This is a genomic window from Mucilaginibacter phenanthrenivorans, assembly GCF_024721155.1.
Lineage (GTDB): Bacteria > Bacteroidota > Bacteroidia > Sphingobacteriales > Sphingobacteriaceae > Mucilaginibacter > Mucilaginibacter phenanthrenivorans.
Window position 1 is genome coordinate 126155 of sequence record NZ_JAHVAP010000005.1, and the last position, 16671, is coordinate 142825.

The window sequence follows — 16671 nt, forward strand, 5'->3', positions numbered from 1 at the left end:
GTTATCTTCCAAAAAAGTAATCCTTCTTATCAACACGGTTCGGGTCTTCCAACGGGAATTCCTTGCGCATCGGGAAGGCTGTCATATCGTCAACATTCAAGATCCTGCGTAAATCAGGATGGCCAACAAAATTAACCCCGAAGAAATCGTAGGTTTCACGTTCCATCCAGTTAGCGCCGTGCCATAAGTCTGTAGCTGTAGGGATGTTTACATCTCCATCAACCAAAAATACCTTAAGGCGGACGCGCACATTATTTACCAGGCTATGCAGGTGATAGATCACCCCAATTTGTTTTTCCTGTTCAGGATAATGTATGGCGGTTATATCTGTCAAAAATATAAACTGAAGGGCGGGATCATTCTTTAAAAAATCAAGAACGGCAATTATTTGTTCCCTGCCGGTTTCCAGCGTTAACAGGCCGAATGGCTCGCCAACTACAGTAAGTTGCTCAGGGAACTTGTCGTTGATCTTCTTTAAAAGCTCTTCGTTTGAAATTTTACCCATTATTGTATTCCGTATGAAGCTAAGAGTTTTTGATATTGCGGCTCATTTCTGCGGCGCAGTGTTTCAGTTTGAACCAATTTCTGAATTGCCATAAAGCCATCGATGATAGCTTCGGGACGTGGCGGGCAACCTGGAACGTATACATCGACCGGGATCACCTCGTCAATACCCTGCAAAACGGAATAGGTATCAAAGATACCCCCGCTTGATGCACAGGCACCAACTGCCATAACCCAGCGCGGCTCGGCCATTTGCAGGTAAACCTGGCGTAAAACCGGACCCATTTTTTTTGATATAGTGCCCATAACCATCAGCAGGTCGGCCTGGCGTGGCGAGAAGCTCAAACGTTCGGCACCAAACCTCGAAAGGTCATAATGCGAAGCCATTGTTGCCATAAACTCAATTCCGCAGCAAGAAGTTGCGAACGGCAATGGCCACAATGAATTTGAACGTGCTAAACCTATGGCTTTATCAAGCGAAGTAGCAAAGAAACCTGCTCCTTCTACGCCTGCTGGGGCATCAACTAATTGAATATCACTCATGATCTATTTGATACAAAACCCATCCTTGTTGAGTCGGTTGTCTTTAGCAGATAGCCGGATTAAACAAAGCTCCGGACCAAGAATTAAAGACATTTACAGTTAAACTATAAACACTACAAATTTACAATAATTTATAATGTAAGAGATACACTATGCAACAAGGTGAATATATTTAGAATTATTCTAAACTAAGTTAGTCATTGGTCATTAGCGTCACTTTGATATAGTACTGTGTTATTTACTGTTTTGATAATATAACACCGCCTTCAAACGCAGCTACTTCCGGACTTTCGGACTTTACTGACTTTCGGACTTATTTAGTCCCAATCCAGCGCGCCTTTTTTAATCACGTAGAAAAAGCCTAATAACAGGGTGCCCATAAATATGAACATCTCTATCATGCCGTCCTTACCAAGTTCCCTGAAGTTTACTGCCCAGGGGTACATAAATATAACTTCCACATCAAACAGCACGAACAGGATAGCTACAAGGAAATATTTAATGGAGATTGGGGTACGGGCGTTACCAACAACTTCTATACCCGATTCGAACGGGGTAAGCTTGTCCTTGGTAACCCTTTTAGGGCCAATTTTATGGGTTACAAACATGGTGGTAACCACAAAACCTAAAGCAACCAGCATTTGGAAAATGATGGGCAAATAATTAACGGGCAAACTTTGTACTTCCATGGTGCAAATATACAAACGGGATTATAATAACAAAGCCTCCTGATAAATCAGGAGGCTTTGTTTATGATTAAAATTATTTACTTGCTCTTACCGGCTCCCTTTTTGGTAGCGAAGTAATATTTTACCTGCGGGTTAGTCGGGTCCATTTGTTGTCCCTTTGTATACAAGTCCAGGGCCTTGGCTGAATCCTTTTCTTTATATTCAGCATAGTTACCTAAATAAGCATAAGCTGTTGCCAAATTTGTTTTATCATCGTCAGTTTGCGAAGCTTTAGCAGTTATCAGTTGCACGTACTGTTCGTAATACGGTTTTGCTAAACCTTTAATGTCACTTCTGTCGCCTGTTTCTTCAAAATCTTTCACCCCGGCATGTAGAAAAACTATGGCCGCAATTGGTTTTGAAGCTTTTCGTTCAACATATGAAAATGCTGAGTCAGCCTTAACCAAATACGAAGTATCTACTTTTGTAGTTTTTACAGTCTGTTGTGCTATCACCTGTCCTTTAAAGGCCTGAAAATAGCTGAACCCTTCTTTATAATGATCCTGTAAGGTAGCATGTTTCGATTTCTGACCATAAATTTTGTAAGCTTCAGCAGCCTCAGCATATTTATGTAAGCCAAAAAGCGAATTGGCAATCTCACCGTAAACATCAACCTGATTTGTATCAACAGTTAACGCTTTGCGTAACGACTGAACACCTAAAGAATCTTTCTTTTGGGCAATTTGAGTTCTTCCCAGATATAAATAGTCATTAGGAATTAAACGTGTCGCTCCAGCCTGGCTTATCCACTTTGTTAGCGCTGTTTCAGCAGTTGGATAGTCCTTGTTCTCAAACGCAGCATAACCTAAATAACGGTAAACCCTTAGGTTACTTTTGGCTGACGCAGAAAGATCGGTAGTAACTTTCTGTAACGTTGTATAGTCCTTAGCTCTGATCAAAAAGTCTGCATAACGCATTTGCGATTCTGTTGAATAATCAGTCAGGCTGATATATTTTTTATAGTTATCAGCAGCCGATTTAACTTTTGCATCATATTGAGTTGGGTCCTTTGGTGCCTCACGCAGGTCGGTTTCAGCCCACTCGCGGTAAGCCGGACCATAGTTAGCGTCAATAGCTAAAGCAGCCTGGAATTGCTTCCTTGAATCCTCGAAGTTTTCAGCATACTGCCATAATACCCCTTCGGCAACATTTGCCGATGTGGATTTTGGATCGATAGCTAAAGCAGCGCTGTATTGGGTATACGCATCTGTACTTTTCAGTTGTGAGCGGTAAGCATCACCCATAGCAACTAGTACTTCAGCATCCTTGGCATTAACAGCCTTGCCTTTTGTTAAAACAGCAATAGCAGCATCTGCGTCGGCAGGAGTAACCTTCGATCCGGTAGGCCCGGCGGCTGATCCACTAACGGGCAACAAATAGCTTAAGCCTACATATAAATAAGGTTTGCTGTTTTTTCCGGCTAATGCCAACGCCTGGTTAAAATTTGAAGTTGCGGTAGCATTGTCCTTTTCAACGTGTGCCACTGCACCTATCCCTACAAGGTTAAGCGGAGACTTTGCATTAACGCCAAGCCCCTTATTAAAAACGGCCTTTGCCGAATCGGTATAATCCTGTTTCAAATATACCCAACCCAGGTAAAAATAGTTCTCATCCTTATCTGCCTGTGTGGTTGTAAGGTTCTTAAGCATCGATTTGGCCTTCTGGTATTGTTCTGCGTCAATAGCCTTCCTTGCGTCGGCTAAGCTTTGTGCAAAAACCGATGATCCTAAAAACATCAAACCAAGCCCTGCCCCGGCTATTTTACTGATCATTTTCATCTTGAGTAAATTTGTTTTTTTAAAGACAATGTAGTTTATCTGCCTGCAGCTTTTTGTTGTGCTGCCGGGAAAAACCCCATAAAATTAATAATTTATTATTAGTTATTTATTTATGTAATTCAAGTTTTAAAACATTTATTACATTCAAAGGTGTTATTTATTGCAATAATATTAATTTTTTGACTAAATATTCTTAAACAAGTTTAAACAACTTTGTACAAAACTGTCACTGGTTTGTAACTATTGTTGTATTTTGGATATGATATTTATTTCTCTCCCCGGAATTGAATCAGGAAGCAGCCCTGATTTCAAGATTATCCTTTGTCCCCTGTCGCCTGCTATAAACGCTGCAAATTCCATACCTAAACCCAGTTTACCGGTAAAATTGAGGATATATAGGTTGCGCGTAAGCGGATATTGCTTCAATGCCAGCGTTTGCTGCGATGGTGAAAAATATTCTTTTGATGAATTTTTACTCACATCGTCCATCACGGAGACTATCTTCACTTTATTTACCGCATCAGCGTAATCCTTTTCGGGGTCATTCAGCCAGCTAAAACCGGTTATGCCAATGGCATTGGGGTGTTCACTCACGTATTTAATAACTTCCTTGTTTGATTTAAGCGAATAAATGTTCTTTTGTTTCAGATCCTTATTTCCCGAAAGCTCCTTTAAATACCTTACCAAACCTGAGTTAGGGTTATCAAAAACGATATCCTTATCAGTTTTAGTATTGCCATTCAGCATTTTCTTAATATCACTAACCGTAATTGTGGTATCGTTTGATGCCTGGTTTACAATTAACGTAACGGCATCAATAGCAAAGCGATTAACTATAGGCGTAATGGTTTTCGCAGTCAGCACCTTCGTTTCTTCAGGGGTCATCTCCCGCGAAAGCAACAGCACCCGGGTACTATCAGCAAATAAAAGATTTACTGCTTCATTTTCGGAAGCGTACCGAATTTTAGGATGACCATCCTTATACAAGGCCCCAAAAACATAAAGCTCCTGGTCAACAATCGGCTTAAACGATTCGTCCACAATAAATATGGTTGAACGATCAACACCATTAACTGTCTTTACCTTTTGCTTGCAACTTGCAAAAAGCGCAAGCACTGCCAAAATGATTCCCGCGTTTTTTAAGCTATACTTCATTTGGCTTTTTTTTGATTAAGCGTGAAAAGCGTAAAATGCCATAAGCTATCAACACTACGCCAAAGCCAATCCGCTGCACCTTTGACAGGTTCGGAAGCATGGCGTCCCAGAAGATAACCATCAGGGCCAATGTTATTACACATATAAACCCCATGACACCTAAAATGAGCAAAAACCGCCTTGCGGGCGATTTTTGCTCGTTATTATTGAATAACATTAATCGTTTATTCTGATAGAGTGAACGAAATTGGCACGCTGTACGCAACACGAACCGGACGTCCGTTTTGTATACCTGGCGACCAGTGCGGTGAAGCTTTAATTACACGAATCGCTTCCTCATCGCAACCATCACCAATACCGCGGGTTACGTGAACGTCTGTTAACGAACCATCGCGCTCGCAAACAAAGCTTACAATAACCTTGCCTTGTGTACCATTTTCCCTGGCTACTGCCGGATACCTGATGTTCTTACTAAGGTACCTGCCGAAGCCTTCCATGCCACCCGGGAATTCCGGAACTTTTTCTACCGAGGTAAAGATCTTGTTCGGATCTTCTTCGGTAACTTTTTGATCAGATGTACCTACCGGCTCGTCAATAACCACATCGGCGTTCTTGTCGCCTTTAAGGTTCTTCTGGCCCGGATCGGCAACTTTCAATTCCTCAATGGTTGGCGGTTTTTCCTTAACCTCAACATCCGGCTTCACAATCGGAGGCGGGAATTTCACCTGGTCAACCTTTGGTTTAGGCGGCTCAGGCGGAGGTGGCGGAGGTGGTTTTTTCAAATCTGGCGGCGGTGGCGAAAGCACCACATTGGTGATCTTTATTTTCTCTTTCCCTTTGGGGATTATACCAGAGATCATATCGATAATTGTATTCGCAGATATCGCAACAACAAACACAACCACACCTATCAAAAGGGCCTTACGGGTATTTCTCCCGTTGTCCTTTCTTAATTCGTAGGCGCCGTATGCTTTGTTACGATCTGTGAAAACAGTATCAATCCAATGCTGGTTTAATATGTCTAACTTTGATCCAAACATTTTTTTTTGGCTTTAGTATTAATTAACGTTTACGTAATTCAAATATTATTGCAATAAACCCTGTGTCTTTAACGCATCAAGTTCAATAGGCGTAATTTTCACAATGGCATATCTCTTAATATTTGCTATGCTCATTTCGTCAAGCACATTAACAAGGTTTTCATAAGTCGATTTATCGCTTGGCTTTATCAAAACTATCATATCATTGTCTCCTGCCGCATGTGTTGCCGCAACATTTTTTTGATTTTCAACTATAGTTTTGCGTAATTGCGTAGCTCCATAACCTTCAACAGTAGGGGCCGTTTTTCCGGCCTGTCCCATGTACCACATTAATTTATTTTTTCCACCCAATAAAATTGTCATTGTACGGGTTTCTGCAACGGGCATCTGGATCTTAGTATCCGAGTTATCCGGCATGGCCAAATTCATGGCCTTAGGTTTGTTTAGCGTAGTGGTGAACATAAAGAATGTGATCAGCAAGAAGGCCAAATCCACCATCGCGGTCAAATCGACACGTGTAGAGGCTTTTTTACTTCTTACCTTCCCGCCTTTATGTTTACCCCCGCCGGAGGTATCTAATTCTGCCATTTCATTTATTTTTTGGGTGCCGCTTTAAGCGACGTAATTAAATCAAACTTAAATTGTTTCTGGTGTCCCAGGATAGCGATAACCGTGTTAATGGCCGGGTATTGTTCCTGCCTGTCGCCTTTGATGGCGATATGATAATCCTGGTTATGTAAGCCCTTATCAGCTTTACGCGCAGTAAGGATCCAGTCAGATAACTCGTTAGAAACTGTAGTATCGGCAGGAATCCCTCTTTGTTCAAAACTTTTCAGATCGCTGGTTGGCGTGCCCAAAAACTGCTTTAACTGGCTCATTGGTACACCAAATACTTCGGTATTTGAAAACCTGTTAATTTCAGCAGGCGTAAAATCAACTTTGTATTTCTCGCCCATTGATTTCAAAGTCTCTGCACGAACATCGGTACCACTGAAGGAAAGGAACATCTTGTTTTGCTTACCTACAGAGATCGTCAACACGTTATCATCCGGTATGGTTACTTCCTTTATTGAAGCAGGCACTTCGGCCTTTGAAGGGTCTTCAACCTTCGGTTTTGCCGTTAATATGAAAAAGGTAAGCAACAGGAAGGCCACATCACACATGGCCGTCATATCAATTGCTGTGCTTTTCCTGGCAACTTTTACTCTTGGCATAATTTTTTGTTTTTAATATAAAATGTATAAATGGATTATACTACCCCCAGCCGTATCCGGCCGGGGTAAAAACTAAGCAACAGCGGGTTGATTATTTTTTGTGTGATGCACCGAATGTTTGTACAATGCTGAAACCAGTTTCGTCAATTGCGTAAGTTAAATTATCAATTTTCGAAGTAAATACGTTATACATTATAATTGAAAGCGCTGAAGTACTGATACCTAATGCAGTATTTACAAGTGCTTCAGAGATAGATGCAGATAGTGCAGTTTGGTTGGTTGCACCTGCAGCAGCTAACTCGCCGAACGCCTTGATCATACCGAATACTGTACCTAACAGACCTGTTAATGTACCGATAGATACTAAAGTAGCGATGATAGTTAAGTTTTGCTCTAACATTGGCATTTCCAAAGCAGTTGCTTCTTCAATGTCCTTTTGTATAGCTAATGATTTTTGATCAACGGTTAACAGCTCATCTGATTCCATTTCGCGGTATTTTTTCAAACCGGCTTTAATAACGTTAGCTACTGAACCTTTTTGTTTGTCGCACTCGCTGTTTGCAGCGTCAATGTTACCTGCGTTAAGGGCAGTTTGTATTTTACGTACAAATGCGTCAACGTTACCTGTACCAGAAGCCTTGCCGATAACAACAAAACGCTCGATAGAGAAAACGATTACCATTAACAGGTAAGACATAATTACTGGTACCAGTTTACCACCCCTGTAGATTTGGCCAAAGAAGTTGGCAGCAGTTCCTTTTTCTACATCGCCGTCAGCAAAGTTAGTTGGTTGACCCAGGATAAAGAAGTAGATTAAAATTGCAACTACGATACAGATCGGAATAGTTAAAGTTGCAAACATGCCTGATGATGTACTTTCTTTTTTAACAGGACTAGTTGGTTTTGTTGGTGCGTTTGCCATTACTTTTAGTTTTAGTTTTTAGTTTTTAGTTTATGAATATAAGTTTGTTAAATGCAATAATTCATGTGAATAACAAAAATAGAATTTAAATGAATTAAAAAAATATTTTACGCCATTCTTTACAAAATTTTAATCTAAGCTTTACCAACTATGCACAATTGGTGGATACATAACGTGAAAAGTATAAAATTGTGTTTTGTACAAATAATATTTTGCAATAAAACCTATTTTTTTTAATAATAGCAAACAATAATTTATAAAAATTATGTTACCGACACCTTTAGAGCCGGTGAATTTGCATCGTGAGGGTAAATATAACTAAAACCTTAGGTTAAAACCAAATTTTTTTTTTCGAGCTTATTTGCTGCAAGAAAACACATTATAATAATACAAAGCGGTTTTACCTCCCGGGCTTTTTACATTATAATCATCTGTACTTAAAAGTGTTAAAATTTTATTCCTGAAATTGTCCTGAATCAATGCCGCACCCTCCTTTGTAAAACGACAGCGCACGAAGTGTTGTGCGCTGTCGTTTTGCCCTCGGTCTCCAAATGAAAATACTGTGCCTTTATAAAAATTATGTTACCAGGCCCGATTCGACAACATTTGGGGCAGCATTAATAATTTCGGCTTTGCAGAACGGGGCATATTGCTCAAAGTTTTTTATGAACAGCAGGGCAAGGTCATTTGCCCGTTCATCATAGGTATTAGGATTTGCCCAGGTGCTTCTCGGGTTAAGCAGGTTATCGGGCACATTAGGGCAGGTTTGCGGCATCATCAGGTTAAATACCGGGTGTTCGGCATAGTTAACATTATCCAGCTGCCCGCTTAACGCTGCTGCTATCATAGCGCGGGTGTAGCTAAGCTTTATCCGATTGCCTGTTCCGTAAGGGCCACCCGTCCAGCCGGTGTTTATCAGCCATACCTTTACTTTGTGCTTCCTTATTTTGTTGCCAAGCAGCCCGGCATAAGTAACCGGGTTCAACGGTAAAAATGCCTCGCCAAAGCACGCTGAAAATGTGGCATTGGGTTCGGTTATGCCGGCTTCAGTACCTGCTACCTTGGCCGTATAGCCTGATATAAAATGATACATCGCCTGCTCGGCGCTCAGTTTTGAAACCGGCGGCAAAATTCCGAACGCATCAGCCGTTAAAAAGAATATATTTTTAGGTGAATCGCCAATTGAGGGACTAACGGCATTGTGTATATTATGTAAAGGATAGGCAACCCGGGTATTTTCAGTTTTGTCGATGTTCGAAAAATTAACGGTTCGTGTTCCCTTTATAAAGTTGATGTTCTCCAATAATGAGCCAAACTTTATTGCGTTAAAGATCTGTGGCTCTCTTTCCTGCGTAAGGTCGATGCACTTGGCATAGCACCCGCCTTCAAAGTTAAAAATGGTATAATCGCTCCATCCGTGCTCATCATCCCCTATCAGGCTGCGGTCAGGGTCGGCGGACAATGTTGTTTTACCCGTGCCCGATAAACCGAAAAATATAGCCGTATCGCCCTTAACACCAGTGTTAGCCGAACAATGCATGGAAAGTACCTTTTTGTCATGCGGCAGGATAAAATTCAGCACCGAAAAAATGCCCTTCTTTATCTCGCCGGTATAGCCGGTGCCGCCAATCAAAATCATCTTCTTCGTGAAATTGATGATCGAAAAATTATGCTGGCGGGTGCCATCAATTGCAGGATCGGCTTTGAAACCGGGCGCGGCTATTATAGTCCATTCAGGTGTTGCATCCGGATCGGCAACTTCAGGACGTAAAAATAAATGGTGAACAAAGAGATTTTGATAGGCCGTTTCGGTAACTACGCGGATATCGATGTGATATTTTTCATTTGCGCAGGCGCTGCTGTCACGCACAAATACATCTTTACCAGCCAGGTAGGCGGTAACTTTATCAAACAGGGCATCAAACTTAGGGGCATCAAATTTTATGTTCACCTTACCCCACCAAACAGTGTCGTGGGTTATCTCGTCATCAACAATAAAACGGTCTTTTGGTGAGCGGCCTGTAAATTCGCCGGTATCAATTGCAAGGGCGCCGGTGTCGGCCAAAACGCCTTCTTTCCTTTGTAAAGCCTCATCAACAAGTTCGGCGGGGGTTAATTGGAAAAAAACATTCCTTGCCCGATCAAGCTTTAAATAGCTCAGATCAGGTAAACTGGTAGTACTCCTTCTCATTAATATAGTAAAAATTGGTTGCAGCAAAATTACTGCTTTTACTACGGTAGAAACAAGGAAATTAGTGTATTTATTTACATAATGTACCTTTTACACCATATATAAATTACTAATTATCAATAATTTAAATCAGTATAAAATTTTTAATTCAATACACTAAGTGTATGGCTTACAGGGTGGGGAAATTCGATTTAACTACCACATTTGGGCGTATGCTATACGCCCCTACAGCGCAAATTGAAACGCCATTTAACTGGTTTCTAATTAACTAATCTCTAATCAACTAGTCTCTAATTAACTATCCCCCCGCCTTCTTCGCCTTATAACCGTCGGTGGTTAAAAGTATTAGGATCTTGTCGCGAAAATCACCCTGGATTAATACCTCGCCATCCTTTACCGAACCGCCTACACCGCATTTGGATTTCAGTTTTTTGCCGATGGCCTCCAGGTCTGCATCAGGGCCTACAAAGCCCGTAATGCGCGTAACCAGTTTGCTGCCACCTTTGCGGTCGAGGAATATTTTAAGATTTTGTTGTTGCGGCGGCAATGCCTGGCTATCGCCTCCCCCATCCTGCTGGTATTGAAAATCAGGATCGGTTGAATATACTACCCCTGTGAAATTCTTTTTTGACATGATTCTTAGTCTATAGTCTTGAGTGGAAAGTCCTGAGTCTGACTTTCAATTTTTTTATGTTCTTCACTTTATTCTTCTCCTAAAGACTTAAGACTATCGACTCAAGACTCAGGACTATTTAAAATCCCCGCCCACAATAACCTTCAACGAATTCGGCACCAATACAATTTCGGCATCGGTACCAGCCATTTGCGGTTCGCCATCAAGGTGCAGCGGACCGGGCTTAGCGCGTTTTACAATGATCCGCTGCCCGCGCATTATCTCCACATATTTTGTTTTGTCGGATGTTTTGGTGAGCATCCTGATGCCCATCTCCGGGAAGCGCCATAGCGGGAACTTCCTGATCACACAAATATCCAGCAAGCCATCCTGTACAGAAGCATTAGGGGATATGTGTGCATCATTACCATATTGCGACGAATTGGCAAAACTCAGCATAAAAGCTTCGCGTTCTACCGTTTTGCCGTCAATCTCCAAACGATAATGCTGTTCCTTATAGGTCGAGATCTCGGCTAATGACGATTTTATGTAGGATATAAAGCCCCGCTTTGTGGTATGTGAAAACACCTCGCTGATGTGCGCATCAAAACCCATCCCGGCCATATTAAAGAACGGCTGCCCGTTCAACCTGCCCGAGTCTATTGTAGTTTGACTACCGGTGCCCAGCGTTTCGATGGCTTTTTTGGTATCCATCGGGATTTTCAGGAAGCGCGCCAAACCATTGCCCGATCCAAACGGCACTATTCCCAGGGTGGTGTCGCTCCCCACTATGCCTGATGCCACCTCGTTTACCGTACCATCACCACCAACTGCTACTATAACGTCGAATTTACCAACGGCTTCCTTTGCTATTTGGCGGGCATGTGATATGCCATCGCTAAAAACAATTGTGGCCTTAAATAAATTAGCGTCGAGGTGCTTTTCGATGAGTTCCGGAACGCCGTCCTTTTTCTTCCCGCCTGATATAGGGTTAATAATAAATAACGCTTTCCGTTCCAACTAAATATGATTATTGCGGCAAAAGTAAATCTATTTTCCGCTTTGTAAAAATTGTTTTAATTTAGCCGCCTGAAAGTGGACTGATTTAATTGTTTGTCCCGAACCCGATTGCCGTCGGGCCCTTTTAACAGGGATCGGGCTTACCGGATTGCAACCACGTAAAAAAGTGCTAATACCATGCTTGTTTTTACTTCAATCCTCTTAAATTTCGCTATTTCATAAAAGATGCATTGCGTCTCTACAATTTGATTTTAATTTATACATAAAAATCTATGTCATATTTATTCACGTCAGAATCCGTATCAGAAGGACATCCGGATAAAGTTGCCGACCAGATCTCGGATGCTTTGATCGATCATTTTTTAGCATTTGATGCCGAGTCGAAGGTTGCCTGCGAAACGCTGGTAACAACCGGCCAGGTTTTTTTGGCCGGCGAGGTAAAATCAAAAGCCTATCTTGATGTTCAGAAAATTGCCCGCGAGGTGATCAACAAAATTGGCTATACCAAGGGCGAATATATGTTCGACGGCAGTTCATGCGGTGTGCTTTCAGCTATCCATGAGCAATCGCCTGATATCAACCAGGGTGTTGACCGCACTGCAAAAGAAGAACAGGGCGCCGGCGACCAGGGTATGATGTTCGGTTATGCAACAAAAGAGACTGACAACTACATGCCTTTAGCGCTGGACATAGCACATGCTTTATTAATTGAGCTTGCTGCCATCCGCCGCGAAAACAGCGACATTAAATATTTACGCCCTGATGCAAAATCGCAGGTAACACTGGAGTATGACGATAACAACCAGCCGGTTCGCATCGATGCCATCGTGATCTCGACCCAGCATGATGATTTTGACGAAGAAGCAGCAATGCTTTCGAAGATCAGCAGCGATATCATCAGCATCCTGATCCCGCGTGTTAAGGCAAAATATCCAAAATATGCGCATTTTTTTAACGACGCTATTAAATACCATATTAACCCTACCGGCAAGTTTGTGATCGGTGGCCCGCACGGCGATACCGGCTTAACCGGCCGCAAAATCATTGTGGATACCTACGGTGGCAAAGGCGCACACGGTGGTGGTGCATTCTCTGGTAAGGACCCATCAAAGGTTGACCGTTCTGCTGCTTACGCAACCCGCCATATCGCTAAAAACCTTGTAGCAGCCGGCGTTGCCGACGAAGTGCTTGTACAGGTATCATACGCTATCGGCGTCGCACAGCCAATGGGCATCTACGTAAACACTTACGGAACAGGTAAAGTAGGTTTACACGATGGTGAAATTGCCAAAAAAGTAGAAGCCATTTTTAACATGACCCCATACGCAATTGAAACCCGTTTCAAACTGCGTAACCCAATCTATAGCGAAACTGCTGCTTACGGTCACTTCGGTCGCCCTAACGAGGTAGTAACCAAAACATTTGTAGGACACGATGGCAAAGAGATCAAACGCGAAGTTGAGCTGTTTACCTGGGAAAAACTGGACTATGTAGATAAGGTAAAGGCAGCTTTCGGGTTGTAAAGGATTTGGTTTTCTTAAAAGCCTCCTGAAGTCTTAAGATTTTGGGAGGCTTTCACTTTAAATGATATCCGCTAAATCACTTAGTTTTTTTCCAATCATTGTTAAACATCTTTGAAACTCGGCTATTTGGGGCGTTGTAACAACTAACTCTTCCCATAACACCATCGCCTTCTGATAGTGGTGCTTTGCCATTTTTATTTCACTATTCCTGTTATAAACATCCCCAAGGTTATCATGTGAAATGGCAAATCCATTTTTAAAATCCGTATTATTTGGATGTTCGTGATAGAGTTGTTTCTTTAACTCGTTAAATTTTTGAAAGCAATCAAACGCCATTACTAAATCTCCCAAACTGAAATGAGTACTGCCTAATCTTTCAAAAGAAACTGCCAGTGCGTTCTTGTAATATACATAGCTAGGGTGTTCTTTATAAAGTTTGCCGATTGATTCATTAAATTTTTGAAAATAATTCAATGCCTTTTCTATTTCATATAAACGGATATAAACACTACCTAATTTTTCATAAAAAATTGCCGATGCCGCCCTAAAACTCAAAGATTCGGGATATTCATTACAAAGTTGTCCAATTAGCTCATTTTCTCGTTCATAAAATTCAAGCGCTTTCTCTAAATTCTTCAAACGAACATGAATATCTCCAAGACGTTCGTATGAAATTGACAACGAGTGTTTATAACTTGCATCCCGTAAATATCTATTATTCAGCATCTCGTTTAAATCTCTTCCTTTTTCATAAAAATCTACGGCGTTTGTTAAGTCGCCTAATTCCAAAAGTACGTCGCCCAATCGAGTATAAGAGATTGATAATCCTTTTTCGTCATCAACGGCAATGGCAATTTCCCGATATTTCTCTATTGCCGATTTTGCTTCAAACAAATTTCCTACTGCCAAATTATAAACGCCACTACGATCATTCAACTGGCCAAGCAACTTAAATGGATTTACTTCCAAGTTTTTAGTGATTACCGGCACCAATCTGGCGAAATATGCGGCTTCAGAATAACTTAAATTTGTCAGGTAAGTACCATCACCATCCAACTTTTCACCAAGGTTTATTAACAACCTTTCGCTATCTTGTCGTAACGAATCCTTATTTCTTTGTAATACCAACTTCTGTATAACAGGACTTATCCGATAACTGCTTTCGGCATAACCTAGCCACCCTTTTTGGAAGAGAGAATCCAATATTTTTTTTAAGTTGATGATAGTTGCCGGGTCAAAAAGCTGAGCTAAAAATTTCAAGTCATAATTTACAGCAGGCAATAGAGCAAGGTTTACCAGGTAATAACGTTCACTCTCTTCCAGCGCCGTAAAATCGTAAAGAATTTCAATGATAGCATCGGTATGGTCGGCAATTTTATGCACGTTCAAGGTATAATCGGTTCTGATATTAAAACTACGTTCCTCCAAATACAGCCCCTTAGTTTCTAAATCGTTTAAGAATTTGGCCAACGTTTCACCTATGTCTCTAAGCTCTGCCAAATTTTTTGAGAATATTTCTGTCAACAAGGTATGGTAGCCTATTGCCGCTAAAAGCCTGTCCAGTAACGTATCAAATTCGGTAGTTTCTTCCTTATAATTTTTTTCAAATAATTCTTTTGCCAGAAAAGGTGGTAAATGCTCAATATGCAGTTCCTGCTCTTTTTCTAAAACTGCATGACACCTGCTGGTTAGAAGCACATGCCAACCAAAGCCGCGAAATACTTTTATAAATTCTTTGATATCATCGGCTGTGTTCGCATTATCCAATACCAATAAAGTATCATTTGCAATTGGCATTAATGCCTGTTTCATGGCCTCAGTTTGCTGTTCCTCATTCAATCCGGCAAGGTCAACGTCTAACTTGGGTGCCAACTTTTTCAATGCTGGTATAATTCCCACCTCGCAAAATAACCATGCATTATACTTATAATCAGAAAGGCTTTCCTCCCAATATTTTGCTGCGAGGCTTGTTTTTCCAATGCCGCCTTCAGCATTTATAAGCATCAGGCTGCCGCCTTTGTTTAATTTCTCTCTTATAGCCTTTAATTCATCATCCCGGCCTATAAAGCCAATAGGGACGCTGTTGCCATCAGTATAAAGGCATTCGGCTGGGTTTTTATGTTTATTGCTGCCTTCAAGCAGATACTTATCAGCAAAAAGTTTATCAAGATTAGTCTTGAATAATCCTGTTAATTCTTCGGCATCTTTATACTGAATGGGAAACTGCCCTTCATCCGCATATTTCTTTTTAAATGCTACAAGGCTGTCTTTATCGACGTCATTTTGTGTTTTAGGTAACGGCGCGATTTTCTCAAACACATAGATTTTGGGATTATGGTCAGTAAACCTGAACTGTCCAAGCGCCCTGTCAAATTCAATATTTGTAAACTTGCCAACCTTGCTCCAGTACAGCATTACAAAAATGTCGCAGCTTTTTAATTCTTTGTTGTAATGGTCTTGCTTATGAGTTTGGTAAACCTCGCCGCCGATGTCTTCCCATAAAACTACCTGCAAATACACATTTTTGTCTTTCAGCAAATTATTCTGGCGGGCAATAAATATCTCAAACTGCTCACGATCTGCTTTCAGTTCGTAAGACGAGGCAAGGAATATTCTGTAGGTTTGCTGCATAGTTGTTCAGGTAACCGCAATGTACAAAATAGCTGTGAGACAAGAAAATAAGGAATCGTCAAATCATCACACCACACACTTCTTCCTCCTCCTATAATACTCCTTCGACCAATAAGCACTTCCACAAGTAGCCGGGTTACACCACCTCCGCTTTCCATTTTTCGATCTGTCGATAAACAAATTACCACATTTGCATTTTTTAATGAATTGGCCGTCCATGGTCATTAAAAAGTTTTGAGCGCTTTTGATAAGCCGCCACAGCGGGAAAGCGAGCTGATCCTTCGTACCTACCCACACCTCCAGCATGCCGTAACCGTTCATATTCAAAACAATGCGCTTTTTCACTTCTTCAAAATGGGTATTAAAATTAGTTATCGTACCCGGGTATGGCGCAACACCTTCTGACAAGCTGACAACAAGGTCATTAATACAGTTCCTGGCATCAATTACCTTTTCAAACACCTTCTCCGCTTCAGGGAAATAACAATAGCTTTCAAAGCACAGGTTATTGTACTCGGCTTCTTCAACCACTTTGGCATCATAGGCCCAATCTAAAAAATCATCATAGGTTTCCAGGTAATCCCTGCGCCCGTCGGTGTCACTTCTGTGTATGGTATTAATGAATTGCAGGACGGGAATATCGCCATCCATCGGGAACTTATCCCGGTTCGCGTAGAGTTCGCGGCGGCCCTTCAAAAAGCCGGTGTACTTATCTTCCATAAATTATTGATTATTAATATATTATTGATTTTGTTATAATTTAGACCACCTACCGAAGGGTGATTTTTCGTCAAAAAGCCGAATTTTAC

16 protein-coding genes are annotated in these 16671 nt (G+C 41.3%); 1 reads left to right on the plus strand and 15 read right to left on the minus strand.

Features of this window, described 5'->3' with window-relative positions; translation table 11 throughout:
* Window position 1: 1 nt before the first annotated feature.
* The 13 genes from KXD93_RS12740 to KXD93_RS12800 form a co-directional block, all read right to left on the minus strand.
* On the minus strand, window positions 2–505 hold the full coding sequence (locus KXD93_RS12740) for an NADH-quinone oxidoreductase subunit C (RefSeq protein WP_258137494.1): 504 nt from the start codon (window positions 503–505) through the stop codon (window positions 2–4).
* Window positions 505–1047 (minus strand): NADH-quinone oxidoreductase subunit B, encoded by a 543-nt coding sequence (locus KXD93_RS12745; protein WP_252788702.1) that lies wholly within the window; start codon window positions 1045–1047, stop codon window positions 505–507. Before KXD93_RS12745 ends, KXD93_RS12740 begins: the two co-directional genes overlap by 1 nt.
* A gap of 317 nt (window positions 1048–1364) precedes the next feature.
* Window positions 1365–1736: an NADH-quinone oxidoreductase subunit A gene (locus KXD93_RS12750; RefSeq protein ID WP_258137495.1), complete on the minus strand. Its 372-nt coding sequence runs from the start codon at window positions 1734–1736 to the stop codon at window positions 1365–1367.
* A gap of 77 nt (window positions 1737–1813) precedes the next feature.
* Window positions 1814–3553, minus strand: coding sequence for a tetratricopeptide repeat protein (locus KXD93_RS12755; RefSeq protein ID WP_258137496.1), 1740 nt, complete (start codon window positions 3551–3553; stop codon window positions 1814–1816).
* 240 nt (window positions 3554–3793) lie between these two features.
* Complete coding sequence (locus KXD93_RS12760) at window positions 3794–4708, minus strand: PstS family phosphate ABC transporter substrate-binding protein (protein WP_258137497.1); 915 nt, start codon at window positions 4706–4708, stop codon at window positions 3794–3796.
* Window positions 4698–4925 carry a hypothetical protein gene (locus KXD93_RS12765; RefSeq protein WP_258137498.1) on the minus strand — a complete coding sequence of 76 codons (228 nt, stop codon included), beginning with the start codon at window positions 4923–4925 and terminating at the stop codon, window positions 4698–4700. Before KXD93_RS12765 ends, KXD93_RS12760 begins: the two co-directional genes overlap by 11 nt.
* 7 nt (window positions 4926–4932) lie before the next feature.
* Entirely contained in the window at window positions 4933–5748 is an 816-nt protein-coding gene (locus tag KXD93_RS12770) for an energy transducer TonB (protein ID WP_258137499.1), read from the minus strand.
* Between the two features lie 45 nt (window positions 5749–5793).
* Complete coding sequence (locus tag KXD93_RS12775; RefSeq protein WP_258137500.1) at window positions 5794–6336, minus strand: ExbD/TolR family protein; 543 nt, start codon at window positions 6334–6336, stop codon at window positions 5794–5796.
* 5 nt (window positions 6337–6341) lie between these two features.
* On the minus strand, window positions 6342–6962 hold the full coding sequence (locus tag KXD93_RS12780; RefSeq protein ID WP_258137501.1) for an ExbD/TolR family protein: 621 nt from the start codon (window positions 6960–6962) through the stop codon (window positions 6342–6344).
* Between the two features lie 91 nt (window positions 6963–7053).
* The gene (locus tag KXD93_RS12785) at window positions 7054–7884 is read right to left on the minus strand and encodes a MotA/TolQ/ExbB proton channel family protein (RefSeq protein ID WP_258137502.1); all 831 of its coding nucleotides are present in this window, start codon (window positions 7882–7884) and stop codon (window positions 7054–7056) included.
* A gap of 577 nt (window positions 7885–8461) precedes the next feature.
* Window positions 8462–10075: a phosphoenolpyruvate carboxykinase (ATP) gene (gene pckA / locus KXD93_RS12790; protein WP_258137503.1), complete on the minus strand. Its 1614-nt coding sequence runs from the start codon at window positions 10073–10075 to the stop codon at window positions 8462–8464.
* Between the two features lie 298 nt (window positions 10076–10373).
* Complete coding sequence (locus KXD93_RS12795; protein WP_258137504.1) at window positions 10374–10709, minus strand: translation initiation factor; 336 nt, start codon at window positions 10707–10709, stop codon at window positions 10374–10376.
* A 114-nt stretch (window positions 10710–10823) separates the two neighbouring features.
* Window positions 10824–11708 (minus strand): diacylglycerol/lipid kinase family protein, encoded by an 885-nt coding sequence (locus tag KXD93_RS12800; RefSeq protein ID WP_258137505.1) that lies wholly within the window; start codon window positions 11706–11708, stop codon window positions 10824–10826.
* Window positions 11709–11980: 272 nt separating this feature from the next.
* Here KXD93_RS12800 and metK point away from each other — a divergent pair, with 272 nt between their 5' ends.
* Window positions 11981–13231, plus strand: a complete 1251-nt coding sequence (gene metK / locus KXD93_RS12805) for a methionine adenosyltransferase (RefSeq protein WP_258137506.1) — start codon at window positions 11981–11983, stop codon at window positions 13229–13231.
* Window positions 13232–13288: 57 nt separating this feature from the next.
* Here the strand turns inward: metK and KXD93_RS12810 are convergent, their stop codons facing one another.
* Both KXD93_RS12810 and KXD93_RS12815 read right to left on the minus strand, forming a co-directional pair.
* Window positions 13289–15862 (minus strand): tetratricopeptide repeat protein, encoded by a 2574-nt coding sequence (locus KXD93_RS12810; RefSeq protein WP_258137507.1) that lies wholly within the window; start codon window positions 15860–15862, stop codon window positions 13289–13291.
* 66 nt (window positions 15863–15928) lie between these two features.
* Entirely contained in the window at window positions 15929–16582 is a 654-nt protein-coding gene (locus KXD93_RS12815) for a CGNR zinc finger domain-containing protein (RefSeq protein ID WP_258137508.1), read from the minus strand.
* Between the last annotated feature and the right edge of the window lie 89 nt (window positions 16583–16671).